At 66.8% G+C, this 25461-nt stretch carries 20 protein-coding genes and 3 pseudogenes; 7 read left to right on the plus strand and 16 right to left on the minus strand.

The features are described from left to right. Positions 1-13: 13 nt before the first annotated feature. A pseudogene (gene htpX, locus C7T91_RS16125) lies at positions 14-787 on the plus strand (zinc metalloprotease HtpX); the annotation flags it as partial. On the opposite strand, the pseudogene C7T91_RS38520 reads toward htpX, so the two are convergent. The 8 genes and pseudogenes from C7T91_RS38520 to mtgA form a co-directional block, all read right to left on the minus strand. Beyond that, positions 779-970: pseudogene (locus C7T91_RS38520) on the minus strand (1-deoxy-D-xylulose-5-phosphate reductoisomerase); the annotation flags it as partial. The pseudogenes htpX and C7T91_RS38520 sit on opposite strands and share 9 nt — an antisense overlap. Positions 971-2102: 1132 nt before the next feature. After that, positions 2103-2342 (minus strand): YobH family protein, encoded by a 240-nt coding sequence (locus C7T91_RS16130; protein WP_108260140.1) that lies wholly within the window; start codon positions 2340-2342, stop codon positions 2103-2105. Positions 2343-2356: 14 nt separating this feature from the next. After that, positions 2357-3316: a nuclear transport factor 2 family protein gene (locus C7T91_RS16135; RefSeq protein ID WP_108260141.1), complete on the minus strand. Its 960-nt coding sequence runs from the start codon at positions 3314-3316 to the stop codon at positions 2357-2359. A gap of 83 nt (positions 3317-3399) precedes the next feature. Further along, positions 3400-4401, minus strand: a complete 1002-nt coding sequence (locus C7T91_RS16140; RefSeq protein ID WP_108260142.1) for an ester cyclase — start codon at positions 4399-4401, stop codon at positions 3400-3402. A gap of 97 nt (positions 4402-4498) precedes the next feature. Further along, a complete protein-coding gene (queG, locus tag C7T91_RS16145) occupies positions 4499-5536 on the minus strand; it encodes a tRNA epoxyqueuosine(34) reductase QueG (RefSeq protein ID WP_108260143.1) in 1038 nt (345 codons plus the stop codon). A gap of 46 nt (positions 5537-5582) precedes the next feature. Then, positions 5583-6248 (minus strand): FtsZ-binding protein FzlA, encoded by a 666-nt coding sequence (gene fzlA, locus C7T91_RS16150; protein ID WP_108260144.1) that lies wholly within the window; start codon positions 6246-6248, stop codon positions 5583-5585. 103 nt (positions 6249-6351) lie between these two features. Continuing rightward, entirely contained in the window at positions 6352-7656 is a 1305-nt protein-coding gene (locus C7T91_RS16155; RefSeq protein ID WP_145962912.1) for a hypothetical protein, read from the minus strand. A gap of 132 nt (positions 7657-7788) precedes the next feature. Beyond that, positions 7789-8508 (minus strand): monofunctional biosynthetic peptidoglycan transglycosylase, encoded by a 720-nt coding sequence (mtgA, locus tag C7T91_RS16160; protein ID WP_108260146.1) that lies wholly within the window; start codon positions 8506-8508, stop codon positions 7789-7791. 208 nt (positions 8509-8716) lie between these two features. On the opposite strand from mtgA, the gene C7T91_RS16165 reads away from it, so the two are divergent. Next, on the plus strand, positions 8717-8944 hold the full coding sequence (locus C7T91_RS16165; protein ID WP_108260147.1) for a hypothetical protein: 228 nt from the start codon (positions 8717-8719) through the stop codon (positions 8942-8944). A gap of 185 nt (positions 8945-9129) precedes the next feature. Here the strand turns inward: C7T91_RS16165 and gltB are convergent, their stop codons facing one another. The 3 genes from gltB to C7T91_RS16180 form a co-directional block, all read right to left on the minus strand. Further along, positions 9130-13668: a glutamate synthase large subunit gene (gltB, locus tag C7T91_RS16170; protein ID WP_108260148.1), complete on the minus strand. Its 4539-nt coding sequence runs from the start codon at positions 13666-13668 to the stop codon at positions 9130-9132. Continuing rightward, on the minus strand, positions 13665-14105 hold the full coding sequence (locus tag C7T91_RS16175) for a GFA family protein (RefSeq protein ID WP_108260149.1): 441 nt from the start codon (positions 14103-14105) through the stop codon (positions 13665-13667). Before C7T91_RS16175 ends, gltB begins: the two co-directional genes overlap by 4 nt. A gap of 199 nt (positions 14106-14304) precedes the next feature. Then, positions 14305-15750, minus strand: coding sequence for an NAD(P)-dependent oxidoreductase (locus C7T91_RS16180; RefSeq protein WP_108260150.1), 1446 nt, complete (start codon positions 15748-15750; stop codon positions 14305-14307). 225 nt (positions 15751-15975) lie between these two features. Between C7T91_RS16180 and C7T91_RS16185 the strand changes: the two genes are divergently transcribed. Together C7T91_RS16185 and recR are read left to right on the plus strand one after the other, a co-directional pair. Next, positions 15976-16779 (plus strand): undecaprenyl-diphosphate phosphatase, encoded by an 804-nt coding sequence (locus C7T91_RS16185; RefSeq protein ID WP_108260151.1) that lies wholly within the window; start codon positions 15976-15978, stop codon positions 16777-16779. 71 nt (positions 16780-16850) lie between these two features. Next, positions 16851-17450: a recombination mediator RecR gene (gene recR, locus C7T91_RS16190; RefSeq protein ID WP_108260152.1), complete on the plus strand. Its 600-nt coding sequence runs from the start codon at positions 16851-16853 to the stop codon at positions 17448-17450. A 33-nt stretch (positions 17451-17483) separates the two neighbouring features. Here the strand turns inward: recR and C7T91_RS16195 are convergent, their stop codons facing one another. From C7T91_RS16195 to C7T91_RS16220, 3 genes and pseudogenes are all read right to left on the minus strand, one after another. After that, the gene (locus C7T91_RS16195) at positions 17484-18257 is read right to left on the minus strand and encodes a DUF1013 domain-containing protein (RefSeq protein ID WP_108260153.1); all 774 of its coding nucleotides are present in this window, start codon (positions 18255-18257) and stop codon (positions 17484-17486) included. A gap of 265 nt (positions 18258-18522) precedes the next feature. Next, positions 18523-18864 (minus strand): hypothetical protein, encoded by a 342-nt coding sequence (locus tag C7T91_RS16200; protein WP_108260154.1) that lies wholly within the window; start codon positions 18862-18864, stop codon positions 18523-18525. A 1009-nt stretch (positions 18865-19873) separates the two neighbouring features. Then, positions 19874-20515 (minus strand): annotated as a pseudogene (locus C7T91_RS16220) (MutS N-terminal domain-containing protein); the annotation flags it as partial. Between the two features lie 188 nt (positions 20516-20703). Here C7T91_RS16220 and C7T91_RS16225 point away from each other — a divergent pair. From C7T91_RS16225 to C7T91_RS16230, 3 genes are all read left to right on the plus strand, one after another. Beyond that, positions 20704-22959: an NADP-dependent malic enzyme gene (locus C7T91_RS16225; RefSeq protein WP_108260156.1), complete on the plus strand. Its 2256-nt coding sequence runs from the start codon at positions 20704-20706 to the stop codon at positions 22957-22959. Between the two features lie 169 nt (positions 22960-23128). Continuing rightward, a complete protein-coding gene (locus tag C7T91_RS31685; protein ID WP_145962913.1) occupies positions 23129-23383 on the plus strand; it encodes a hypothetical protein in 255 nt (84 codons plus the stop codon). Between the two features lie 212 nt (positions 23384-23595). Then, positions 23596-24471, plus strand: coding sequence for a ribokinase (locus tag C7T91_RS16230; protein ID WP_108260157.1), 876 nt, complete (start codon positions 23596-23598; stop codon positions 24469-24471). 6 nt (positions 24472-24477) lie between these two features. On the opposite strand, the gene C7T91_RS16235 is transcribed toward C7T91_RS16230, so the two are convergent. Then, complete coding sequence (locus tag C7T91_RS16235; protein ID WP_161555936.1) at positions 24478-24867, minus strand: MarR family winged helix-turn-helix transcriptional regulator; 390 nt, start codon at positions 24865-24867, stop codon at positions 24478-24480. Positions 24868-25174: 307 nt separating this feature from the next. After that, on the minus strand, positions 25175-25432 hold the full coding sequence (gene grxC / locus C7T91_RS35950; protein WP_236638355.1) for a glutaredoxin 3: 258 nt from the start codon (positions 25430-25432) through the stop codon (positions 25175-25177). Positions 25433-25461 lie beyond the last annotated feature (29 nt).

Below are 25461 nucleotides of genomic sequence, written 5' to 3' on the forward strand. Positions count from 1 at the left end.
CCGAGCTGCCGCAATGCTGATGGCCGCGATGACGGCGCTGTTCATGGGCGTGGGCTACCTGATCGGCGGCAGCGGCGGTGCGCTGATCGCGCTGGTGGCGGCCGGGGCGATGAATGCCGTCAGCTGGTGGAACTCCGACAAGATGGTGCTGCGGATGCACAACGCGCAGTACCTGGCGCCGGGGGACCGCTACGGGCTCAACGACATGGTCCGCCAGCTTTCGGAGCGCGCGGATCTGCCGCTGCCGGCCGTCTACCTGATCGACGAGCCGCAGCCCAATGCCTTTGCCACCGGCCGCAATCCGCAGAACGCCGCCGTGGCCGTGACCTCCGGGCTCTTGCGCAATCTCAGCCGCGAGGAGGTGGCGGGGGTTGTCGCGCATGAGCTCGCGCATATCCGAAACCATGACACCGCCATCATGACGGTGACCGCGACCTTCGCAGGCGCGATCTCCATGCTGGCGAATTTCGCGCTGTTCTTCGGCGGCAGCCGCGAGCGGGTGGGGATCGTCGGCACTATCGCGCTGATGATCCTGGCGCCGCTGGCCGCCTCGCTGGTGCAGATGGCGATCTCGCGCTCGCGCGAATACGAGGCCGACCGGATCGGTGCCGAGATCTGCGGCAATCCCGAATGGCTGGCCTCGGCGCTGGAAGGGCTGCAGCGCACGGCGCCGCGGATCGACAACATGGCGGCCGAGCGCAATCCGGCGACCGCGCACATGTTCATCATCAACCCGCTGCATGGCGGCAAGATGGACAACCTCTTCGCGACCCACCCGGCGCTCGACCGAGGACAGATCCTCGGCCTGCAGCGCCTGGAAGACGGCGGAATGCTCGCTGTCGACCGGCAGGATCGTGGCGCCGTGGCGGCGCGCGGTCTCCATCAGCAGCGGCCCGGCGCAGACCAGGCTTTCCTTGTTCGCCAGCGCCAGCGTGGTGCCGTGGCGCAGCGCGCGCAGCCCGGGCGCCATTGGCGGCAAGCTTGGCAGCGTGTCCGGATTTCGGGGACCGCCTCACTTCGAGGTCCCGGCAGATCGTGGAACGGTGGCCGCTGACTTGCTCTGCGATCTCGGCCACGCGCACGCCTTGGTCGGAAAGCTTCTGGATGATCCGCCGTTCCCTGAGGTCGAGCTCGACATGTGCCATCGGGCAATCTCCTGTTTTCACGAAGAATAGTGGAGATGTCGCAAGCCAGGATAGAATGTACCAACACTGGATCGCCGCGTCGGAGAAGACCCGCGGACGTCCGGACGTGCCTGCCTTGGGGGCGAGCCAGGCCATGCCCCTATCTTGCCAGGCGAGCGGTGAGCCGTGCCGCTCGAACACGTTCGCCCTTTCGCTCGGACCAATGGCGCAACAACGGCTCACTGCAGGATTTCCAGTTCGCCGTACGGTAGCGGACAGGTTCGGACTTCGCCATGATGGGGACTTACCCCATGGGATTCACGACATGAATTTCCACGACAGATGAGTTCTGCCACGATGCCGATCCGGGACAGCCCGGTCCGCCGGGTCTCCAATTGGGCTCGGACCAACGGCGCCTCAATGGGCAACTCTCCCCAATCGAGCGCTGCTCCCCGCATGCCCAGCGTCGGATCACGCCCGGAAATGCCATGTCGAGCACTCAACTGCACCCGCTGGTCAAGTCGCAGAAGATTTCGAACACACGGCAGGTCCAAACGGAACCAACAGCGATGGCCGCTCGTCCTTCGCCTTCGACTGTGCCGAATTCCGGGAGATGCCCGGCCCATGATGGCCTCCAGTGCGGCCTTGCACCGGGACCGGGGCTGCATAACCTCCCCGGGCCTGCCCCGGCAGCAACGCCGTGCGGAAAGTCACGGCGCCAGTTCCGGCCGCCATTGCCACCGGGACGGATGGCAGCCGGGCGCACCAGCCAATTGCGGAACGGCGCGCAGTTTCGACCGTGACGGGGGCGCCACGACGGATTCGGCGCCCGGAAAGCAACGCGGCAAACGGTCTTCGAGAAATCTTGCAGTGCCCCAACCGGCACAACAAAGAGATCCCCCCGAAGCGCACCATATTCAAACGTTTCGCCGGAAACTGGAGCCCCTTTGCCCCCGGCCCGAGCAGGCCGCGCCAAACCTAGCTGCCGGAGAGCCCCACTCCGGCAAGCGGCAGGCGAAGCGGACAGCGGTCGCGGCCCAGGGGGCCGTCGGGCTGCCGGAAATAGGAGACCTCGACCAGATCGAGCGCCGTCGCATAGCTGCAGATGAGCTGGTCTTCTGCCCGCTGCTGCCAGACCAGGACCCCGTTGCCGCTCCAGGCCAGCCAGCCCCAGGACGCGGCGAGCACGAGGATCAGCCCCCTCAGGACCAGGCGCATCGGAAATCTCCCTGTCAGCCCCTCTGTGCGAGGATCTGCGCCCATATGGCGGTCTCGTCGAAGAGAGTCCATTCCCGGCGGAGGCCCCTCGGCCCGAACTCGGCATGGGTGATCCCCATCACGTGGACCATCGCCTGGCTCGGCGCCCCGAAGCTGCCCCAGCCGGAATGTCCTCCCCAGAGCGACCAGCGCAAGGTCGCGCGCGGCGGCATCTGCGGATCGCAGCGGCCCGCGGCGTGATGGACGGTCAGCACGGCATCGGGGAAAGCGGCCCGCAGCGGGAGCCAGAACCGGTCGGCATCCTGCGGGCCATGCCCCTCCGTCCCGCCCGGATAGGAAAGCGCGCAGCCCGGGTCATAGCACTGCTCCACCGCCGCGAAATCCGCCCCCATCAGCCGTTCGACCAGATCGGCCAGCCGCGCCCCGGCTTCGTCGCGCGGATCGGGCTGCTGCGCCGGGTCGGCGGGATCGGTTTCCGGATCGAGCGGCCTCTCGACCGGCCCTTCGTCGAGGATTGCCTGCATCCAGGCCTGCGGCGACTGGCCGAGCTGGCGCAGGATGCCGCCGGTATCGGTGACCACCCATTCCTCGGCGATGCGGCCCTCGACCACACGGCGGTCCGCCATGCTGCGCCAGGCCAGCGAGCGGCCGCTGGCCGCGCCGAACAGGCCGCTGCCCGAATGGGTCGCGCGCGACACCATGCGCTGGCTGGCGAGGATGCCCTGCCCGCCCAGCCCGCGGCAGATCACGTCCTCGGTCAGGATTTCGCGGTCGGGGAACTCGCTGGCCGTGGCCATCACCTCGCGCTGCGCGGCTGCGTCGCCGACGGCAAGCCCCAGCGGGCTCTTGCGGACCACCTCGCCATGGTAGAAGTCGCGCACCGCGCCGCTGCGCCCGCGCCGGTCCCAGATTTCCTCGGTGGCTGCCCGGATCAGGTCCGGCACGTCTTCCAGACGGTCTGCGCTGCGAAGCATCCTGCTCTCCCCGGAGGCCTGCGGCCCGGTGGCCAGCCGCGGCGTCCCTCCAAACAATCCGGCTGCCCGGTCCCGCCCAACCCTCACAGCCATTCCTTCTGCCCGGTCAGTTCCAGCATCCGCCCCAGAACGTCGACCCCGAGCTGGTTATAGACGTCAAGCAGGTCGACCAGCGTCCAGGCTTCGCGGATCAGCCCGTTCTCCACCCGCCAGAAATCCATTGACCGCATGGTCAGCGGCTTCTCCATCGGCGGGATGCCGAGCCACCCGTCGCGGCTGAGCGTCATCTTCCAGCCCGGCCAGCCGGTATAACCGACATAGTTGCCGTCGCCGAAGACATGGGCGGTCTTCAGGTTCTTCTCGCGGTCGGGCATCGCATTCAGGAAGGGCCGCTGATGGCCGCGCCTGAGCCCGTCGAGATTGCGCGTCGTGCCGATCCCCGCGGGCCCGTACCAATTGCAGCGTGGGTGCCAATAGGCCTCCTGCTGCACCGGCGGGCCGCCGCCGGCATCGACATTCTCGAGCTGGCGCAGCATGTCCGCGACCAAGGCTGCCGATTGCGCCCCGTCGCCGGACGGACAGAGCCCGTCCAGCGTTGCAGGCGGCGGCACGGTCCATTCGCGCGCCAGCGACGGCACCAGCGGCCAGCAATTTGCCTGCTTCATCAGGTCGACGATGTCCCACAGCGCCTGCACCTCGACCACCCGGCCCTCCTTGAAGCGGTAGAATTCGTGGAAGCGCACCGTCGCGACCTTTCCGGAGGCCGGGATCGACATCCAGGGTCGCCGGAAGGTGCCCAGATAGTAGCCGGAACAGCCGACCCAGCACTGGCCCGCTTCGCTTTCCCCGGCAATGACGATGAAGTCGCGCCGTTCCAGATCGGGGAAGCATTGCGCCAGCGGCAGGATCGCGGCCTCGAGCATCGCGCTCTGGCCACTGAGCTTGTTGAACGGATGCGACAGGTGCACCGGCGCGCCCGGAGCGAAAAGTTCCGCCGCAACCTCGCGCGCCCGGCTCTTGTCGAAATCGTAGAGCGCCGCACGGAACCGCGCGAGGGCGGCCTTGTTTTCGGCATGAATGTCCATCGTGGCAAATCCCGGTCGCAGAATTTCGGGACTCGCACGCGTCCCCGCGCGCAGCCTGCCACCGCTTGTCCTTCGAAACGGTAAAACCCTGCCCGCGCTACTGCGGCAGCCGCGCCAGTGCCCAGGCGGCCGCCTCCGCCACGTCCGGGTCCGGGTGATCCGCGAGATGCAGCGCCGCCGGACGCAGCGCGGCAAGCCCGGAATTGCCGATCGCATAGGCCACGTTGCGCAGGAAGCGCGCCACGCCGATCCGCTTGACCGCCGATCCGGCAAAGCGCGCGCGGAAAGCCGCGTCGTCGAGATAGGCCAGCTCGGCGAGTTCCGGCGGCTCGGGATTGGCCGCGAAATAACGCATTTCGCGCGCCTCGGCGGCGAACTTGTTCCAGGGGCAGACCGCGAGGCAGTCGTCGCAGCCATAGATCCGGTTGCCGAGGCCCTCGCGCAGCGCCGGGTCGACCGGCCCCTTGTGCTCGATCGTCAGGTAGGAGACGCAGCGGCGGGCGTCGAGCTGGAACGGCGCCGGAAACGCCCCTGTCGGGCAGGCATCGAGGCAACGGCGGCAGGAGCCGCAGCGCTCCTGTCCCGGTTCGTCGACCGGCAGCTCCAGCGTGGTGAAGATCGCGCCGAGGAACACCCAGTTGCCGATGCCGCGGCCCAACAGGTTGGTGTGCTTGCCCTGCCAGCCGAGCCCGGCGGCGGCGGCCAGCGGCTTCTCCATCACCGGGGCCGTATCGACGAAAACCTTGATCTCACTGCCCGGCGCCTGCGCGATCAGCCAGCGCCCGACCCGCTTCAGCCGCTTCTTGACCAGATCGTGGTAATCCTTGCCATGGGCATAGACGCTGATGCCGCCGCGGTCCGGCCGGTCCAGCACCGCCAGCGGATCATGGCGCGGCGCGTAGCTTTCGGCCAGCATCACCACCGAGCGGCAGTCCGGCCAGAGCGCCGCAGGATCGGCACGCCACTGGGTGCGCTCGGCCATCCAGCCCATCTGGCCGTGGCGGCCATCCTCCAGGAATACAGCCAGCCGCTCCGGCAGTCCGGGCACGGCATCGGGACGGCAGATGCCCATCGCGGCGAAGCCCGCCTCCTCCGCCTCGGCGCGGAGCCTCTCCTTCAGCGCGGCTCGGTCCATCGGGTCCTCCGGCCGGGCGGCCCGCCGCCGCCCGGGTCAGCCTGGCTCAGAAATCCAGGTCGGCGTAATGCGCGGGCGGGATGAAGCCCGCCACCTGGTCCGCCAGCAGGCCGCGGAAGGCCGGGCGGCTCTTGATCTTGGCATACCAGTCCTTGACCGCCGCGCTGCGGTGCCAGTCCACGTCCGACGTGTAGTCCAGGCAGCTCAGATGCGCCGCGGCGGCGAAATCGGCCATGGTCATCACGTCGCCCGCCAGCCAGCGGCGCTGGTCGAGGAGCTGGGTCATGTAGTCGAGATGGAACTTGATCGCGGTCAGGCCCTGCTTGACCGCGCGGCTGTCGGGATAGCCCGATTTGGTGATCTTCTTGTTCACCCGCTCGTAGAGCACGTTGACGGTCACCTGGCGGAAGAACGTGTCGTCGAACCAGCCGACCAGGCGGCGCACTTCGGCGCGCTCCTTGGCGTCCTGCGGCATCAGCGCCGGGGTCGGATAGGTCTCCTCGAGATATTCGCAGATCGCCGAGCTTTCGCCCATCGTCATGCCGTCGATGCGGATCACCGGCACCTTGCCCGAGGGGTTGCGGCGCAGGAAGTCGGGGTCGCGCTCCCAGTAGCGCTCCTCCACCAGATCGACCTCGAGCCGCTTCTCCGCGAGAACCAGCCGGACCTTCCGGCAGAAGGGAGACAGGGGAACATGGTAGAGCTTGATCATGGAAGATGCGCCTCGGTTTGCCTGCGCTCCTCTCTAGCCGCGCCGTCCGGGAGATGTCCATGGCCCGCCGCCGGATTGGCCGCGCCGGGCGGCCGCCGGCCGGTCAGCTTGCCGGAACTTCCATCAGGAACCGCTCGATCGTCTGGCCGATGACGATGTCCGGGGCGAAGTCGCGCACCAGATCCCAGTCGAAGGCCGGGCTCCAGACGAACTTGGTCTCGGCAAATAGCCGCGAGATCCAGAACGAGAGCTGCGTGGAATTCTCGCCGGTGGCGAAGAAGGAATTGCCGAAGACCAGCACCCGGCGCGGATCCGGTGCAGCCGCGCAGCGCCAATGCATCATCGTCTCCATGTAGCCCTTGGGCGGCACGTAGCTGTCGGCCAGCTCGGGCGCGGGCACCGGGCCCTGCCCGTCCATCCGCGCCAGCGCCTCGGCGAGATAGACGGTTTCCTCCGCCTGTTCCGCGAACCGGCCGCCCAGGTCGGACTCGAGCTGCACCGCCTGCAGCAGCCCCGAAACCCGCAGCGGCAGCGGTGCCGCGGCGAGCAGCCGGTAGAGCCGCGCCATGGCGGCATGCGCGCCGAAGGTGGTCAGATGGGTGTCCTTGCGCCGGAAGATCGCGTCCGGCGACATCGACCCGCGGAAGCCGTTGTACCAGTCGACGAAGACATAGCCCGGCTCCTTCGCCGCCATGCTGCGCGCCGCCTGGCGGTAGATCTGGCTCGGCACGGCCTGGCGGTGCGGATCGAAGGCCGACGCAAGGGAATTCTTCTCGGGCATCAGCGCCTGGAGGTAAGTCACCCCGAGCGCGCGCGCCTTCGCCCGGCGCGCGGCGGCCAGTTCGCCCCAGGCGGCCGCCTCGGGGATGTTCCCGCGACCGTCCGCATAGAGCTTGTCCAGCCCGTTGCTGCCGGCATGCAGCAGCAGCATGCTGTCCCGCCCGACCCGCGCCGCCTGGTCCGGCGACACCGTCCCGCAGCGGGGAATGCCGCCGGTCAGCTCTTCGGGCAGGGCCGCGCCCAGGCCCAGCTTGGCCCTCTGGTCCGGGCCGAGACGGCCAAGCGCGATGTCCAGTTCCTCCTGGCCGAGATCGCGTACCAGCGTGGTCAGCGCGACCGGCGCCCAGATCGGCAGCCGGACATGCCCGCCCTCGGCCTCCATGCGCAGTTCGGCCCCGCCGGAGAACAGCTCGGACGGCGCCAGTCCTTCGGGCAGGGCGAGCCGGAAGCCCGCGCATCTGTCCTTCATGTGCGCGGGAAAGGGGCGGTCCCAGGGCTCGGCCGCGGCGATTCGGCTGCCGTCGCGCCAGAGCCCGACCCGGGCGGGCGGCAAGCCGGAGACCCAGCCGGTCAGCACCGTGCCCTCGATATTGTCCATCGCACCGGACATGCCGTTCTCAATCGCCACTGCGTCCATCGATCCCCCGCCGCATGACTGTGCCGGTCGCGTCAAAAAAAGCACGCCCGGCCGCGGAACCGTAGCGGCTGACCAGCCGCCCCGGCACGCATGACCTTGCGTCAATAAAAGTTCCCGGGCGCCTCAGCCCGCAAAGCAATCCGCCCGCCCGTCCCGGCGGATGGTCTCGGCGCCGTCCAGGATCTGGGCGGCGCGGCGGCGCACGAAAGAGCTCGGCGCATCGGCCGAACGGTCCTTCGGATCCGGCAGAATCGCTGCCAGCCGCGCCGCCTGAACCGCGCTCAGATCCGCAGCGTCCAGACCGAAATAATGCCGCGACGCCGCCTGGATGCCAAAGATTCCGTCACCGAATTCGATGACGTTAAGGTAAATTTCAAGAAGTCGCCGCTTGGACCAGACCAGCTCCACCGCCGGCGTCAGCAGCGCCTCCAGCGCCTTGCGCGGCCAGCTGCGGCCCTGCCAGAGAAACACGTTCTTGACCGTCTGCTGCGAAATCGTCGAGCCGCCGCGCTGCGCGCCGCCGGCGATGGCCGTGCGCAGCGCGGCAATGTCGAAACCCCAGTGCTCGCAGTAATTCGCGTCCTCCGCCGCCACGGCCGAGCGCAGCATGACCGGGCTAATGTATTGAACGGGAACCCATTCCTTCTCGATTCCATGCAGGCGCCGGGCCTCGGAGACCTGGTAGGGCGTGATCGGGACCGGCAGCACGGCATAGGCGCCGATCATCAGCGCAACCGCCGCCAGAAGGCCCAATGCCCCTCTGAACAGCCACCGCTTCACCGGAAAGCGGAGCTTCCGCGGCGGCGCCTTCTTCGCCGTCTTCTTTGCTGCCTTGCGCCCCATGACAGCGAGAAACCATGCCGCTCCGCAGCGGTCAAGGCGCAGGCTGACGCGGCGATCACGGTTAACCGGGGATGAAGTCAGTAAAGCTCTAACGAATTTGAACGAAAGACAAACTGGACGGCGCCCCGAAGGCATTCTTTAATAATTCAGCGCTGAAGATTTGTCCAAGACGGCGCATTCCGTGCCCGACCCTGAGGAGTAGGCGACCATGTATATCGCACCGGTCTCCGCGGTAAGCCCCTCCGGCGACCATGCCGCGGCATTTTTCATGACGTTCGACCAGGCGGTCGACGCCTGGATCCTGCATTGGCGGGGCCAGGGACAGCAGGAAATCGCTGTCCAGCTCGGCACGAACGCCCTGCGCGTGGATGCTGTCCTGAACGAGCGGCAACATGTGGGCTCGCGCCAGAAGGCCCAGCAGATCTTCCAGACCTGAGGCTGCCCGCGCGCCCTCCCCGCGCCGGACCGGGAACCGGGACCCGGCGCACCGGCAGGCGCGGCCGCCGCGATGCCCTCCCGCCCCTTGCACCGCAGTCCCCCCTGCCCTCGATCGCCGCCTATCCTGCAACGGAAAAAGCCGCCCCGGGGGCGGCTGTTCCTGTCTCTTAGGGGTGTCCCGGCTCACTCGGCCGGGATCGCCTTCTCTTCCGCGCTCAGCGGCACCGGAAGATGGATCAGCATCTCCTTCGGGCAGACCTGGACGAACTTGTCCTTCTCCAGGTCCCAATGCTGCAGGATCTCGGCGGCACGGCGGCTCTTGGTCTCCGCGTAGTGCATCTCGATCAGGCCCTTCAGCTGCGCTTCCCAGTGCTCCATCGTGACCTTGCAGGTGACCAGGGTCTCCATGTTCATCAGCGCTTCGGCCTTGCCGTCCGCGTCATAGAGATAGGCCATGCCGCCGGTCATGCCCGCACCGAAGTTCGGGCCGATCGAGCCGAGGATGACGGCGACGCCGCCGGTCATGTATTCGCAGCCGTTCGAGCCGCAGCCCTCGATCACCACCTTGGCGCCCGAGTTCCGCACCGCGAAACGCTCGCCCGCGCGGCCTGCCGCGAACAGGAAGCCGTCGGTCGCACCGTAGAGCACGGTGTTGCCGATGATCGTGTTCTCGGCCGCGGAGAGCGGGCTCTCCATCGGCGGGTGAACCACGACCGTGCCGCCCGACAGGCCCTTGCCGACATAGTCGTTGGCATCGCCCGCGACTTCCAGCTTGAGCCCCGGAGCCGCGAAAGCGCCGAGCGACTGGCCGGCCGAACCCTTCAGCTTGACCGTCAGGTGATCCGACTGCAGCGCGTTGCGCATGCCGAATTTCTGCACGATCAGCGACGAGGTCCGCGTGCCGATGGTCCGCAGCGTGTTCTGCACCGCGTAGCTCAGCTGCATCTTCTCGCCTTCGCGGAAGAACCGCTCGGCATCGCGCTCGATCTCGGCATCGAGAGTGTCCGGCACCACGTTGCGCGGCTTCTGGCGGTCGTACTTGGCGCCCTTCATCCCGTCCACGGTCAGCAGAAGCGGGTTCAGGTCGAGATCGTCCAGATGCGCGGAGCCCCGGCTGACCTGGCTCAGCAGGTCGGCGCGGCCGATGATCTCGTCGATGGAGCGGGCGCCCATCGATGCGAGGATCTCGCGGACTTCCTCGGCATAGAAGGTGATCAGGTTGACCACCTTGTCGGCATTGCCGGTGAACTTGGCGCGCAGGTCGTCCCGCTGGGTGCAGACCCCGACCGGGCAGGTGTTGGACTGGCACTGGCGGACCATGATGCAGCCCATCGCGATCAGCGCCGCGGTGCCGATGCCGTATTCCTCGGCGCCCATCAGCGCGGCGATGACGATGTCGCGGCCGGTGCGCAGGCCGCCATCGGTGCGCAGCGTGACCGTGCGGCGCAGGTTGTTCATCGACAGGACCTGATGCGCCTCGGTGAGGCCCATCTCCCACGGGAGACCTGCATACTTGATGGAGGTCGCCGGAGACGCCCCGGTGCCGCCATTGTGGCCCGAGATCAGGATGATGTCGGCCTTCGCCTTGGCCACGCCCGCCGCGATCGTGCCGACGCCCGAGGAGGCGACCAGCTTCACCGTCACCTTGCAGCGCGGGTTGATCTGCTTCAGGTCGTAGATCAGCTGCGCCAGATCCTCGATCGAGTAGATGTCATGGTGCGGCGGCGGCGAGATCAGCGTGACGCCCTTGGTGGAGTGGCGCAGCCGCGCGATCAGGTCGGTGACCTTCATGCCCGGAAGCTGGCCGCCCTCGCCGGGCTTCGCGCCCTGGGCCACCTTGATCTCGAGTTCCTCGCACTGGTTCAGGTACTCGGCGGTGACGCCGAAGCGGCCCGATGCCACCTGCTTGATCTTCGCCGACGGGTTGTCGCCGTTCGGTTCCGGCATGAAGTGTGCCGGATCCTCGCCGCCCTCCCCGGAGTCGGATTTCGCGCCGATCCGGTTCATCGCGACGTTCAGCGTCTTGTGCGCCTCGGGGCTCAGCGCCCCCAGCGACATGCCCGGCGTGACGAAGCGCTTGCGGATCGAGGTGATGGATTCCACCTCTTCGATCGGCACCGGCTTGCCCAGCGGCTTGATGTCCAGCAGATCCCGCAGGTGGATCGGCGGGTTCGCCCGCATCTTGGCCGAGTAGCGCTTCCACATCTCGTAGGAGGCACCGTTGCAGGCCGCCTGCAGCATGTGCATCGAGGTCGCTTCCCAGGCATGGGTCTCGCCCGATTTGCGCGCCTTGTAGAAGCCGCCGACCGGCAGGACGTTGGTCTCGGGACCCCAGCCCTTTTCATGGACCGCTTCCAGCTTGTGCTGGATGCCGTGCACGCCGATGCCGGAAATCCGCGAGGGCATCCCCGGGAAGTACTCGTTCACCATGGCGCGGCTGAGGCCCACCGCCTCGAAGTTCAGGCCGCCGCGATAGGAGGAGATGACCGAGATGCCCATCTTCGCCATGATCTTCAGCAGGCCCTGGTCGATCGCGTGGCGATAGTTCAGCATCGCCTCGGACAGGGTCATGTCGAGCAGGCCGCGCTCGATCCGGTCCGCCAGGGAGTCCTCGGCCAGGTACGGGTTCACGATGGTCGCGCCCGAGCCGATCAGCACCGCGAAGTAATGCGGATCGATGCATTCCGCAGACCGGACGCAGAGCGAGCAGAAGGTCCGCAGCCCCTCGCGCGTCAGCCAGCTGTGCACGGCCGAAGTCGCCAGGATCATCGGCATAGCAACGCGGGTTTCGCTCTGCAGGTGGTCGGTCAGGATGATGTGGCCCGCCCCCGAGCGCACGGCTTCCTCCGCCTCGTCGCGGATCCGCTGCAGCCCATCGCGCAGCGCCTCGGGGCCGTCATCGACGCCGAAGGTGCAGTCGATCTCGACCATCGGCGCGTTGAAGTGCTTCTCCAGCTCCTTCATCTGCGCATTGCCGACGAAGGGCGTGTCGAGCGTGATGATCTCGGTCTGCGAGCTGTCCTCGTCGAGCACGTTCTTCAGGTTGCCGAAGCGCGTCTTCAGGCTCATCACGCGGTATTCGCGCAGGGAGTCGATCGGCGGGTTGGTGACCTGCGAGAAGTTCTGGCGGAAGAAATGGCTCAGCGGGCGGTACTTGGTCGACAGGACCGCCGACGGCGTGTCGTCGCCCATCGAGGCCAGCGCTTCCTTGCCGTCCTCGGCCATCGGCGCGAGGATCTGCTCCAGCTCTTCCATCGTGTAGCCGGCCGCGATCTGGCGCTTGCGCAGTTCCGCGCCCGCGAAGCCCGCAACCTCGGGGAGGCCGACCATGGTCTCTTCGAGATTGTTGATCTTGCCGACCCATTCGCCGAAGGGCTGCGCCGCTGCCAGCATGTCCTTGATGGTCACGTCGTGGTAGAGGATGCCGTCCTTCATGTCGACGGCGATCATCTGGCCCGGGCCGAGCGCGCCCTTCTCCTGAACCGAGGACTCGTCGGTCGGCACCATGCCCACCTCGGAGCCCGCGATCAGCAGGCCGTCGCCGGTCACGACATAGCGCATCGGGCGCAGGCCGTTGCGGTCGAGACCGCCGCAGACCCAGCGGCCGTCGGTCATGGCAAGCGCCGCCGGGCCATCCCAGGGCTCCATCACCGAGTTGCAGTAGCTGTACATGTCGCGCCAGGCTTCCGGCAGCTCGATCGCCTGCTGCGACCAGCTTTCCGGGACCAGCATGGTCTTGGCCATGGGCGCCGAGCGGCCGGCGCGGACCAGCACCTCGAACACGGAGTCGAGCGCGGCGGAGTCCGAAGATGCGGCCGGGATGATCGGCTTGATGTCCTCGGCGAGCTCGCCGAAGGCCGAGGAGGCCATGCGGATCTCGTGCGACTTCATCCAGTTGGTGTTGCCCTTCAGCGTGTTGATCTCGCCGTTATGGGCGAGCATGCGGAACGGCTGCGCCAGCCACCACTGCGGGAAGGTGTTGGTGGAATAGCGCTGGTGGTAGATCGCGAAGGCGGATTCGAAGCGCTTGTCCTTCAGGTCCGGATAGAATTCCGCGACCTGCTCGGCCAGCATCATGCCCTTGTAGATGATCGAGCGGCACGACAGCGAACAGAGGTACAGCCCGTTGACATGCGCTGCGGCAGCCGCCTTCTCGATCCGGCGGCGGATGACATAGAGCTCGCGCTCGAAGGTTTCCTCGTCGACGCCCTTGGAGTTCGAGATGATGATCTGCTCGATTTCCGGACGGGTCGCGTTGGCCTTGTCGCCGAGGACGGAGATGTCCACCGGCACGTGGCGCCAGCCGTAGATGTAGTAGCCCATCCGCAGGACTTCGGTCTCGACGATCGTCCGGCAGGTCTCCTGCGCGCCGAAATCGGTCCGCGGCAGGAAGACCTGGCCGACGGCGATCAGCTTGGAGGTGTCGGGCTCGTGGCCGGTGCGGCGGATCTGGTCGTAGAAGAAGGGAACCGGGATCTGGATGTGGATGCCCGCGCCGTCGCCGGTCTTGCCGTCGGCATCGACCGCGCCGCGGTGCCAGATCGCCTTCAGCGCCTTGATGCCGGATTCGACCACCTTGCGGCTCTTCTTGCCGTCGATCGAGACGACGAGGCCGACGCCGCAGGACGAATGCTCGTCCTCGGTCCGGTACATGCCCTGCTCGGCCATGAAGGCGCGCTTGGCTTCCTCTTCGGCCACCCAGGCGTCATCGTATTTCGTCATTGCGGTTCCCCTTCTGCAGAGGAGGCGAACAACGCCTCAACTTCATGTTTCGTCAGTGTCTTGCGCTTGCCCGCGAAACGGTAGCCGTCGGGCTTGCGGTCGATGTAGATTTCCTTGGTCAGCTCGAAGCCCCCGGAATTCGGGAACAGCCCCGCGCTGACCGCGTAGTATTCCTGGCCCGGCACCGTCAGGTGGTACCACAGGACCGAGCCGCAGTCGTCGCACCAGGCGCGTTCCGCCCAGTTCGAGGACACGCGGCTCTTCACCGGGCCCTCGACCGCCAGATCCTGCGGCGCCACGTCGAATTCGACGAAGGCCGAGCCGGTCCAGCGGCGGCAGCTGCTGCAATGGCAGGCATGCAGTTCGGGTGCCTTCGGCCGGACGGTCAGCTTGACCGCCCCGCACATGCACCGGCCTTCCAGGGTCTCTTCGCTCATGGCAGCCTCTTGCGCCGTTGCCCCTGCCCCCGGAAGAGCCGGGGATGCAGTCCCGTTGACGATTCGCGCCAGGGCGGTCCCGTCACAGGATGCCATGCACGCGCCAGTCAGGTCCCGCAGACGGTCCGGCTGGCCCGATCTGCGCCGGAAAAGATGCGGCGCAGATCATCAATTAGGCAGTTGCGCCGCAGCGGCGCGGTTACTCGGCAGCGACCGAGGCAGCAGCCGCTTCGTCAAGCTTGGCGAGGATCGAGTCCGCCGCTTCGCGCCCGTCGCGGATTGCCCAGACCACCAGAGAGGCGCCGCGGACGATGTCGCCCACCGCGTAGACGCCGGGCAGGCTGGTCTCGTGGCTGCGGAAATCGGCCTTGATGGTGCCCCAGCGGGTCACTTCCAGCTCCGGCTGCCCCCAGAGGCCCGGCAGGTCCTCGGGTTCGAAGCCGAGCGCCTTGACCACCAGGTCCGCATCCTCGACGTAATCCGCGCCCTCGATCACCTCAGGGGTCTGGCGTCCGGAGGCGTCGGGCTGGCCGAGGCGCATCTTCTGCACCATCACGCCCGAGACCTTGCCGTCCTGGTCGGCGAAGCCCTTCGGCGCGGAAAGCCAGACGAATTCGACGCCTTCCTCTTCCGCGTTCTGGGTCTCGCGCTGCGAGCCGGGCATGTTGGCCTTGTCGCGGCGGTAGAGGCATTTGACCGAGGTCGCGCCCTGGCGGATCGCGGTGCGGACGCAATCCATCGCGGTGTCGCCGCCGCCGATCACGACGACCTTCTTGTCCTTGGCGTTCAGCTCGCCCGACTCGTACTCGGCCACGGTGTCGCCGAGGCTGACCTTGTTGGAGGCGGTCAGGTAGTCAATGGCGCGCACGATGCCCTCGGCGCCGGCGCCCGGCCCCCTCAGGTCGCGCGACTTGTAGACGCCGGTGGCGATCAGGATCGCGTCATGCTCCTGGCGGAGCTGCTCGAAGGTGATGTCCTCGCCGACATTGCAGTTCAGCACCAGCTTGACGCCGCCCTCGACCAGCTGGTCGATCCGGCGCTGGACGATCTGCTTCTCCAGCTTGAAGCCGGGAATGCCGTACATCAGGAGGCCGCCCGCGCGGTCGTAGCGGTCATAGACCGTGACCTGGATGCCCTTGCGGCGCAGCGCGTCGGCAGCCGCCAGGCCGCCCGGGCCCGCGCCGATGACCGCAACCTTCTCGGTGCGTTCCCGGGACGGGGCGATCGACTTGACCCAGCCCTCTTCCCAGGCGGTGTCGGTGATGTACTTCTCCACCGAGCCGATGGTGACGGTGCCGTGGCCCGACTGCTCGATGACGCAGTTGCCTTCGCACAGGCGGTCCTGCGGGCAGATGCGGCCGCAGATCTCGGGGAAGGTGTTGGTGGCCTGGCTGACCTCGTAGGCTTCCTGAAGCCGGTCGGTCGCGGTCAGGCGCAGCCAGTCGGGGATGTTGTTGTGCAGCGGGCAATGCGACTGGCAATAGGGCACGCCGCACTGGCTGCAGCGCCCTGCCTGTTCCTCTGCCTTCGCACGCGCGTATTCAGCATAGATTTCGTTGAAATCCTGCTTGCGTAGATTGGGCGCACGTTTCTCCGGCATGTCCCGTGGTACGGATACAAACTGGAGCATTCGCTGGTCCGCCATGAGGCCATATCCTTGCTTGTGTCGTCCAAGAAGTGTTCGCGCCGTTCCTAACCAGAAAGGACGGCAAAAGAAAAGTCAGTAACGGTGACCTAAGTGCAAAAATATATCGCCGCATCACCGCGGAATCTGCCCGAGACGCCAAAAATAGGACAGTTCGGCTGACATAGTGGTATTTGAGAACCTCCCAAGACCCTTGTCGCTCTTTCAAATACCAGGTCTGAACACATGACTCTGTTCCATCTCTTCCTCGTCGCGGTCATCCAGGGGATCACCGAGTTCCTTCCCATCTCATCTTCCGGGCACCTGATTCTACTGCCGAACCTGACCGGCATGGCCGATCAGGGCCTGCTGATCGATGTCGCGGTCCATGTCGGCACGCTTTTCGCCGTGGTGATCTATTTCTGGGCAGACGTGAAATCCGCGCTGTTCGGGCTCGGGCGCCTGGCGCGCGGCAAGATCGACACCGAAGGCGCCAAGCTCGCCTGGCTGCTGATCATCGCCACCATCCCGGTGGTGATCGCCGGGCTGATCCTCAAGGTCACCGGCCTGTCGGACGCGATGCGCTCCACCGCGGTGATCGGCTGGACCATGCTGATCTTCGGCATCGTGCTCTACTGGGCCGACCAGAAGGGCGCCGAGACCAAGACCGATGCAGACTGGTCGCTGAAGGATGCCGTCATCATGGGGCTCTGGCAGGCGGTCGCGCTGATCCCCGGCACCTCGCGCTCGGGCATCACCATCACTGCGGCGCGGCAGCTCGGCTACCAGCGCTCGGGCGGCGCCAAGCTGTCGATGCTGATGTCGATCCCGACCATCGCCATGGCCGGCGGGCTGCTGATCATCGACGTCATCTCCGAAGGCCATGCCGACCAGCTGCCCGATGCCGCCATTGCCGCGGGCCTCGCCTTGCTCTCGGCGCTCGCCGCGCTGGCGCTGATGTTCCGGCTGCTGAAATCGGTCAGCTTCACGCCCTACGTCATCTACCGGGTGATCCTCGGCGTCATCCTGCTGGTCGTCGCCTATAGCTGACCGCCCACGGCGGGGCGCGTCCTGCGCCCTGCCCCTTGCCAGCCCCGGCTGGCCGTGCTTTGCCCCTTGGCATGTCCACGAAACCGCCCGCCTCCATCGACGCGCTGATCGAGCTCATGGCCAAGCTGCCGGGGCTGGGCCCGCGCTCGGCCCGCCGCGCCGTGCTGCACCTGATCGCCAAGCGCTCGCTGCTGCTGATGCCGCTCGCCGACATGATGTCCGAGGTCGCCGCCACGGCGCGCGAATGCCTCAATTGCGGCAATGTCGCCACCGAGGACCTCTGCCCGATCTGCCAGGACGAGCGCCGCGCCACCGGACAGCTCTGCATCGTGGAGGATGTCGCCGATCTCTGGGCGATGGAGCGCTCGGGCGTGTTCCGCGGCCGCTACCATGTGCTCGGCGGCACGCTGTCGGCGCTCGATGACGTCGGACCCGAGGATCTGGGCCTGCCGCGGCTGGCCGACCGGATCGTCGCCGAGGAGGTCACCGAGGTGATCCTGGCGCTCGGCGCCACCGTCGACGGCCAGACCACCGCCCATTACATCGCCGACATGCTGGAGGGCCGCGTCCAGGTCAGCTCGCTGGCCAAGGGCGTGCCGGTGGGCGGCGAGCTCGACTATCTCGACGACGGCACCATAGCCGCGGCGCTCAGCGCGCGCACCCGGATATGAAAAGGCCCGGGACTTGCCCGGGCCCTGCTCCGCTCAGCGGAAATCGTCTTCGTCGTCCTCGTCGGGCTGGTCCGACGGCAGGTTGAAGAAGCTGTCGGCATCGACCAGCGTGTCCATGTTGTCCTCTTCCTCGTCCTCGCCGCGCGGATCGCTGGTCAGCGAGAAGGTCTCGAGGCCGGTCATGTTCGACGGCAGGCGCGGCTCGGCGGTCTCCATGCCCAGCGAGGCTTCGGTCGACAGCAGCTTGCGGCGTTCCTCGTCGGTCATCTGCACGCCTTCCGCCGCGCGCTTCGCCGCCGCCTTGTGCACCGCCGCGTCCAGCTCGGACTGCTTGCAGAGCCCCAGCGCGACCGGATCGATCGGCTGCATGTTGGCGATGTTCCAGTGGGTCCGCTCGCGGATCGACTGGATGGTCGGCTTGGTGGTGCCGACGAGCTTGGCGATCTGGCTGTCGGCCAGTTCCGGGTGGAACTTCACCAGCCACAGGATCGCGTTCGGGCGGTCCTGGCGCTTGGACAGCGGGGTGTAGCGCGGGCCGCGGCGCTTGTCCTCGCCGACGGCCGCGGCGTTGAACTTCAGCTTCAGCTTGTAGAGCGGGCTGTTCTCGCCGCGCTTGATTTCCTCGGCGGTCAGCTGGTTGTTGGCGATCGGGTCGAAGCCCTTCACGCCGCCAGCAACGTCGCCATCGGCAATGCCCTGCACCTCGAGCTCGTGGAAGCCGCAGAATTCGGCGATCTGCTTGAAGCTGAGGGTCGTGTTCTCCACCAGCCAGACGGCGGTGGCCTTCGCGTGAATCGGTTTGTCCATGGTCCTTGTCCTTCCGTCTGTCCCCCGGCGGACTTGCCAAGCCCGGTCCGTTGGCGGGGTCTGCCGCCGCGCCGGACCAGGGCGCCATTCCTCGATTTCGGGGGAGGTTGGCGGACATATAAGCAAATGTGCCGCCGGAGTGAAGCGGAAATGCAAAAAGCGGCAGGTTTTCACCCGCCGCCCGCATCCCCGGAAACAGCGGTGCGCGCCCCTGGGGGACGGCGCGCACCGCCTCGGCACGGAGCGCCCGGAGGCGCCGCGCCGATCAGCCTTCGGCCAGGTCGATGCCCTGGCGCGTGCCGGTCACGGTCACGGCGCCGTCTTGGCGGGCGAAGCTGTATACGAGGCCGCGGGTGCCCGGCAGGCCGAAGGAGACGCGGTCGCCGTCGTTCAGGACCATGGCGATGCGCGCGGCGTCGCTGTCTGCGGCGCCCTTGTAGGTGGCGACGACTTCGTAGCCCTCGGCGACCTCGGTCCAGTAGACCGACATGTCGACGCCGCCTTCGTGCAGCGCGGCGCCGGCCAGCGGCTTCGCCAGGGTGATCTCGTCAGCGGCGGCGGCACCGGCGGACAGGGCAAGGGCAGCGGCAAGGAACAAACGGGTCATGGTACTATCTCGCTTCATTCTGGATATCGGGAGGCGTGCCGCGGGCGGCACATGCCGGACGCGAAGTTCCGGCTGATGCTGCAACGCAGAATAGAAAACCCGCAAAACCGGAATCAACTGCCAATAATGCATGGCTGCCCTGCAAAGCATTTATCAACCATGTCAGGCTTTTCTGGACACAACGGCATACATTTTCGCAGGTGCAGAAAATCAAAGCCGCGGCGCAGCTTGGCCATCGCAACTCCGCCCTTGGGCAAGACGGCAAGCGCCCGATGCGCCGCTGCGCCTCCTTCCGGGCAGCGCCCTGCCGGACCGGGAACCGGCCCTTCAAGCGGCCGGAAACCGCCCGGAAACCGGGCCGCAGCCGCTCGAATCACCCCGGATTGGCAGCACGCCCCCCTGCCACGGGGCCATCGGCACAGCCGGGCATCGCCTCCCCCGCATGGCGGAGTGCGCCTCCCGCAATGCCGCTCGAGGCCATGGCGCCGGACACGGCCGCTGCGACCGCCTGCCAGATTTGGTCCGAGGCATATTCAGCGACGCCGCCCGGCGCCCGGTGCAGGTCAAGCGCCGCCTCGCAGCGCGCGGCCATGCGGCCATCGGCATCGAAGAGCCATGTTCTCCACCGCGTGTCAGCCGAGCTGCCGCAGGATCGCGGTCAGGTCCTCCATCCGGTCGATGATGGCGTCCGGCGCGCAATTTGCAACCGTCTCGCGCAAACGGGCGGGGCCGGCATGGCTGCCGCCGGTGCACCTCCGGTCCGATCAAGATCAACGCGGCGCGGGCGCTGTCGGAAGAGGAGCGCCACGACCTGCGCGGCCGGCTGTCGGAGGTGCTGGGACGCCCGGTGACGCTGGACGTCGCCGAGGATCCGGGGCTGCTGGCCGGGCTGGAGCTGGTGGCGCCGGGGGCGGTGGTGCGCAATCACCTGAAAGCCGATCTGGAGCGGATTTCGCAGGAGCTGGCGCACCATGGCTGAGCCTGTCCTGCCCCCCGGCTGGCTCGAGGAGAGCCGCGCGAAGCTGGCCCGCGCCGAGCTGGCCCCCGAGGCCGACGGGGTCAGCACCAGCCCCATGTCGCGGGCGGTCTCGCGCAGCCCCTCTTCGGCGGCCTCGGCGCAAAGCAGTTCCCGCGGCAGCAGGCGCGCCAGCTGCGGGCCTAGCGTCAGCCGCGGACAGGGTGCGACGGTCAGCGTGCCGGTGGAGATGTCGCACCAGGCGATCGCGCCCTCGCCGCGCAGCTCGGCATAGCTCGCCAGATAGTTGTTCGACCGCGCCTCCAGCAGGCTGTCCTCGGTCAGCGTGCCGGCCGTCACCACGCGGGTCACGCCGCGCTTCACCACTGCCTTGTAGCCGCGCTTCTTCGCTTCCGAAGGGTCCTCCAGCTGGTCGCAGATCGCCACGCGGAATCCCTTGCGGGTCAGCTGATGCAGATAGCCCTCGGCGGCATGGACCGGCACGCCGCACATCGGGATGTCCTGGCCCTGGTGCTTGCCGCGCTTGGTCAGCGCGATGTCGAGCGCCTCGGCAGCCGCCACGGCGTCCTCGAAGAACATCTCGTAGAAATCGCCCATGCGGTAAAACAGCAGGTCGCCGGGATGGGCGGCCTTGATCTCCAGGAACTGGGCCATCATCGGGGTGACGTCGGACATGCGTGGGCTCGCCTCATCAGGTGGAGCCCGACGTATGACGGCGGCGGCGGGCGATTTCAACCGCCGAACCCATGGTGCGGCACCTCTCAGCTTTTCATACCAAAACAGGGGCGTTCCGGCGCTTTGTGGCAGTTGAGGGGATCGGTCAAAGGCCGTATTACGCCCTTTGACAAGAGGAGGCCCGTGCCATGTCGAAGACCAAGATCACACGCGAAGAGGCCCTGGCCTTCCACCTGGAACCGTCCCCGGGCAAGCTGGACATCTCGGCCTCGGTGCCGATGAGCACGCAGCGCGACCTGTCGCTGGCCTATTCCCCTGGCGTGGCCGTGCCCTGCGAGGAAATCCATGCCAATCCCGAGACCGCCTATGACTACACGTCGAAGGGCAACATGGTCGCGGTAATCTCGAACGGCACCGCGGTTCTCGGCCTCGGCAATCTGGGCGCGCTGGCCTCCAAGCCGGTGATGGAAGGCAAGGCGGTGCTCTTCAAGCGCTTCGCCGACGTGAACTCGGTCGATATCGAGCTCGACACCGAGAACCCCGACGAGATCATCAAGGCTGTCCAGCTGATGGGTCCGACCTTCGGCGGGATCAACCTCGAGGATATCAAGGCGCCCGAATGCTTCATCATCGAGCAGACGCTCAAGGAGACGATGGACATTCCCGTCTTCCACGATGACCAGCACGGCACCGCGGTGATCTGCGCGGCCGGCCTGATCAACGCGCTCTACCTGTCGGGCAAGAAGATCGAGGATTGCCGCATCGTGCTGAACGGTGCGGGCGCCGCCGGCATCGCCTGTCTAGAGCTGCTGAAGACCATGGGCGCCAAGCACGACAACTGCATCATGTGCGACACCAAGGGCGTGATCTACCAGGGCCGCACCGAGGGCATGAACCAGTGGAAGTCGGCCCATGCCGCCAACACCGACCTGCGCACGCTCGAAGAAGCGATGAACGGCGCGGACGTGTTCCTCGGCGTCTCTGCCAAGGGCGCGGTGACTCCGGCAATGGTCGCATCGATGGCTGACAACCCGGTGATCTTCGCCATGGCGAATCCCGATCCGGAAATCACCCCGGAACAGGCGCACGAAGTCCGCCTGGACGCCATCGTTGCCACCGGCCGGTCGGATTATCCGAACCAGGTCAACAACGTGCTGGGCTTCCCCTACCTGTTCCGCGGTGCGCTCGACGTACATGCCCGCGCGATCAACGACGAGATGAAGATCGCCTGCGCCCGCGCCCTGGCCGAGCTGGCGCGCGAGGACGTGCCGGACGAGGTGGCCGTCGCCTATGGCCGCAAGCTGAGCTTCGGCCGCGACTACATCATCCCGACCCCCTTCGACCCGCGGCTGATCCACGTGGTCCCGCCGGCCGTTGCCAAGGCGGCGATGGATACCGGCGTCGCCCGCCGCCCGATCGTCGACATGGAGGCCTATGAGCAGCGCCTGAAGGGCCGGATGGACCCGACGGCGCCGATCATCGAAGGTCTTTACGCGCGTTCGCGCAAGGCGCAGGCGCAGATGATCTTTGCCGAGGGCGACGACCCGCGCGTGCTGCGCGCGGCGGTCGCCTATCAGCGCGGCGGCCATGGCAAGGCGATCGTCGTCGGCCGCGAGGAAGACGTGAAGATGAAGCTGGAGGCGGCGGGCCTCGGCGATGCGGTGCGCGAGCTGCGGGTGATGAACGCAGCCAACACCACCCATCTCGATGCCTACAAGAGCTATCTCTACAAGCGCCTTCAGCGGAAGGGCTTCGATCATTCCGACGTGCACCGGATGGCGGCACGCGACCGGCATGTCTTCTCGGCGCTGATGCTGGCCCATGGCCATGGCGATGCGCTGGTGACCGGCGCGACCCGGAAATCGGCGCATGTGCTCGACCAGATCGGCAATGTCTTCGACGTCTCCGCCAAGGACGGCGCCGTCGGCGTGACCGCTCTGCTGCATCGCGGCCGGGTCGTGCTGATCTCGGACACGCTGGTGCATGAATGGCCCGAAGCCGAGGATCTGGCGCATATCGCGATCAAGAGCGCCAAGGTTGCCCGCGGCCTCGGCCTCGAGCCGCGCGTTGCCTTCGTCAGCTTCTCGACCTTCGGCTATCCGGTTTCCGAGCGTGCGTCGAAGATGCTCCAGGCTCCGGCCCTGCTGGACGAGATCGGCGTCGATTTCGAGTATGAAGGCGAGATGACCGCCGATGTGGCGCTGAACATGGAGCTGATGAAGGATTATCCCTTCTCGCGCCTGACCGCGCCTGCGAACATCCTGGTCGTGCCGGCCCGGCACTCGGCCTCGATCTCGGTCAAGCTGATGCAGCAGATGGCCGGCGCCACCGTCATCGGCCCGATCCTGACCGGCGTGCCGAAGCCGATCCAGATCTGCTCGTCGAGTTCCACCGTGAACGACATCCTCAACATGGCGGTTCTGGCGGCAGCCCGGCTGGGCTGAGCCAGTTTGACCTGGCGTTGACATGCTGCAGGTCTCCTGAAATTCAGTCGATTTCAGGAGACCTTTTCATGCGCATATTTCCGGCCTTGATGCTGTTCTGCCCCGTGTGCCACGTCCGCGGCAGAGGCTATTTCCCTGTTCAGGGGGCAGCTCTTCCTTTCCGAAGGGCATGGAGGGTTTCGATATCGTCCATGGCGATCTCGACGGGGATGGCCTGCTGTCGCTGCACGACGTGGTGACCTTTACCGGCTGGAACAGCATTGGCGAATTCGTATTCAAAATATTCTATATTTCGGCTGGTCCGGATCTTGTCGCCGGGGCGGGCCAATTGGTGAAGCGGCCGCACGATCCGGAGCCCGGAGACGCGCTCCCGTCAGGGCGTCATCGACAAGGGGCAGCAGAACCCCTTCGTGACGATGGTTGAATTCTTGCACGCTCCGGACGGCGGCCGCTATTCCGTGACGCCGCTTGCGCCGTCGGCTGCAGTCCCTTCCTGCTGGCCGGGATGGCGGTGATCGGGCTGTTGCAGGACCTGCCGTAGCGGAAAAAAAACGTTTCACGTGAAGCACTAACGGCATCGGCTTTCCCGGAGGTCGCGGTGGCGCTAAGCTTGCCGCGACAAGACAGGAGAGCGTCGTGACCATCTACAATCTGGGCTCGATCAACATCGACAAGGTGCTGCGCGTGCCGCATTTCCCGGCTCCGGGCGAAACGCTCGCGGCGGACAGCTATGGCGAGGGCCTGGGCGGAAAGGGCGCGAACCAGTCGGTGGCCGCGGCACGGGCTGGCGCGCGCGTGGTGCATCTGGGTGCCGTCGGACCGGATGGCGATGCCATGCTGCGCCTCATGGAGCAGGACGGGATCGACCTCGCCCATGTTTCGCGGCTCGGGCTGCCCACTGGCATGGCGCTGATCTCGGTCGACGGGACCGGCGAGAACAGCATCGTCATCGTGCATGGCGCCAATACCGCGGTTCCAGAGGCCGATGTCGCGGCAGCGCTCGCCGGAGCCACGGAGGAGGACACGCTCCTGCTGCAGAACGAAACGAACGGACAGGCAGCGGCGGCCCGGGCCGCGCGGGACAAGGGGCTGCGCGTCGTCTATTCCGCTGCGCCTTTCGATGCCGATGCGGTGCGGGAGATCCTGCCCTTTGTTTCCGTGCTGCTTCTGAACGAGGTCGAGGCCGCGCAGCTCGCCGCAGCGATGGGCAAGCCCGTGCCGGAACTCGGCGTGCCGCATGTCGTGGTGACGCGGGGCGCAGCCGGGGCGGTGTTGCAGGATGCCGGAACCGAGACCGCTTTCCCCTCGCCGCGCGTCGACCCCGTGGATACGACGGGTGCGGGCGACACCTTTGCCGGCTATCTCGCGGCGGGGCTGGACCAGGGGCTCGGTTGGCAGGTCGCGATGGGCCGGGCGCTTGCCGCTGCCGCGCTGTCCGTGACCAAGCCGGGTGCCTCGGCGTCGATCCCAAAGGCCGCCGAGGTCAGCCGTTTCCTGCACGGGGCCGGCTAGCGGGGGTCAGCGGGCGCTGTCGAGGCTCTCGCGCAACTCGCCGAGCAACGCCAGGCACTGCGCCAGGTCGCTGCGCGGGTATTTCCCGAGTGCTTCGCGCAATCTTGGGTTGAGTTCGGTGATCACCTGCTCGAGCGTTATCTGCCCCTGTTCGGAGACCGAAACGAACTTGCGCCTTGCATCCACCGTATCGCCGCGCACGGTGATCTGTCCGTTGCGCTCGAGCCGGCCAAGGGTGTTGCTCATGGCGCCCCGGGTCACGTTGAAGCTGGCCGCCAGCCGCGCCGGTCCGATCTCGTCGCCCGATGCGGCCAGATGCAGCAGCACCAGGAACTGGGACAGCTCGACGCCCTCGGGAAGGGTCTTCGAAATCCGGTTGCGGAGAAATTGGTCCAAGAGAAGGAGCTCGCTGAAAAGTTGTATCACGAGCGGAGAGGGAGCGAGACTACTCATTTCATTCCATCAAATAGAAACCAGCCGAAAACGGCCTGTTACCGGAAAGGGTTCAGAATTTAGTTAACTGAATGCATATCAGAAAAACCGGCGGGCTGCCTGCTTTTTCAAGTTTGCTGCTTGGTTTCAGGTGGATTTGTCCATGATCGCGCAAATTCGCGACATCTGTCCCCCGAATGATGGTCCATTTGGCGATACTTCCCGGATGGACGGGGCCTTCCGGGAAGCGCAGCGCGCAAGGCGCAGGGGGTCAGGCCGAGAGCAGCTGGTCGAGCTTCCCGTCACGGTCGAGCCGGAACAGGTCGTCGCAACCTCCGACATGGGTCGTGCCGATGAAGATTTGCGGGACCGTCGTGCGCCCTGAGGACCGCTGGTTCATTTCGGGGCGCCGCTCGGGCTGCCGGGACAGATCGATTTCCGAGAAGGTGACGCCCTTGGTCGTCAGCAGCCGCTTGGCGGCATGGCAGTAGCCGCAGAGCGGCGTGGTGTAGATTTCTACCGGTTGCATCTGGACGGTTTCCTCACGCTGGGGACCGG

Origin of the sequence: Mangrovicoccus ximenensis, from assembly GCF_003056725.1 — a bacterium.
Classification (GTDB): domain Bacteria; phylum Pseudomonadota; class Alphaproteobacteria; order Rhodobacterales; family Rhodobacteraceae; genus Mangrovicoccus; species Mangrovicoccus ximenensis.

What these genes read in the sequence shown, in the direction of transcription:
- C7T91_RS16130 (WP_108260140.1), bottom strand. Translation starts at nt 2,342, where the DNA reads ATGCGCCTGGTCCTGAGGGGGCTGATCCTCGTGCTCGCCGCGTCCTGG.
- C7T91_RS16135 (WP_108260141.1), bottom strand. Translation starts at nt 3,316, where the DNA reads ATGCTTCGCAGCGCAGACCGTCTGGAAGACGTGCCGGACCTGATCCGG.
- C7T91_RS16140 (WP_108260142.1), bottom strand. Translation starts at nt 4,401, where the DNA reads ATGGACATTCATGCCGAAAACAAGGCCGCCCTCGCGCGGTTCCGTGCG.
- queG (WP_108260143.1), bottom strand. Translation starts at nt 5,536, where the DNA reads ATGGACCGAGCCGCGCTGAAGGAGAGGCTCCGCGCCGAGGCGGAGGAG.
- fzlA (WP_108260144.1), bottom strand. Translation starts at nt 6,248, where the DNA reads ATGATCAAGCTCTACCATGTTCCCCTGTCTCCCTTCTGCCGGAAGGTC.
- mtgA (WP_108260146.1), bottom strand. Translation starts at nt 8,508, where the DNA reads ATGGGGCGCAAGGCAGCAAAGAAGACGGCGAAGAAGGCGCCGCCGCGG.
- C7T91_RS16165 (WP_108260147.1), top strand. Translation starts at nt 8,717, where the DNA reads ATGTATATCGCACCGGTCTCCGCGGTAAGCCCCTCCGGCGACCATGCC.
- gltB (WP_108260148.1), bottom strand. Translation starts at nt 13,668, where the DNA reads ATGACGAAATACGATGACGCCTGGGTGGCCGAAGAGGAAGCCAAGCGC.
- C7T91_RS16175 (WP_108260149.1), bottom strand. Translation starts at nt 14,105, where the DNA reads ATGAGCGAAGAGACCCTGGAAGGCCGGTGCATGTGCGGGGCGGTCAAG.
- C7T91_RS16180 (WP_108260150.1), bottom strand. Translation starts at nt 15,750, where the DNA reads ATGGCGGACCAGCGAATGCTCCAGTTTGTATCCGTACCACGGGACATG.
- C7T91_RS16185 (WP_108260151.1), top strand. Translation starts at nt 15,976, where the DNA reads ATGACTCTGTTCCATCTCTTCCTCGTCGCGGTCATCCAGGGGATCACC.
- recR (WP_108260152.1), top strand. Translation starts at nt 16,851, where the DNA reads ATGTCCACGAAACCGCCCGCCTCCATCGACGCGCTGATCGAGCTCATG.
- C7T91_RS16195 (WP_108260153.1), bottom strand. Translation starts at nt 18,257, where the DNA reads ATGGACAAACCGATTCACGCGAAGGCCACCGCCGTCTGGCTGGTGGAG.
- C7T91_RS16200 (WP_108260154.1), bottom strand. Translation starts at nt 18,864, where the DNA reads ATGACCCGTTTGTTCCTTGCCGCTGCCCTTGCCCTGTCCGCCGGTGCC.
- C7T91_RS16225 (WP_108260156.1), top strand. Translation starts at nt 20,704, where the DNA reads ATGTCGAAGACCAAGATCACACGCGAAGAGGCCCTGGCCTTCCACCTG.
- C7T91_RS31685 (WP_145962913.1), top strand. Translation starts at nt 23,129, where the DNA reads ATGGAGGGTTTCGATATCGTCCATGGCGATCTCGACGGGGATGGCCTG.
- grxC (WP_236638355.1), bottom strand. Translation starts at nt 25,432, where the DNA reads ATGCAACCGGTAGAAATCTACACCACGCCGCTCTGCGGCTACTGCCAT.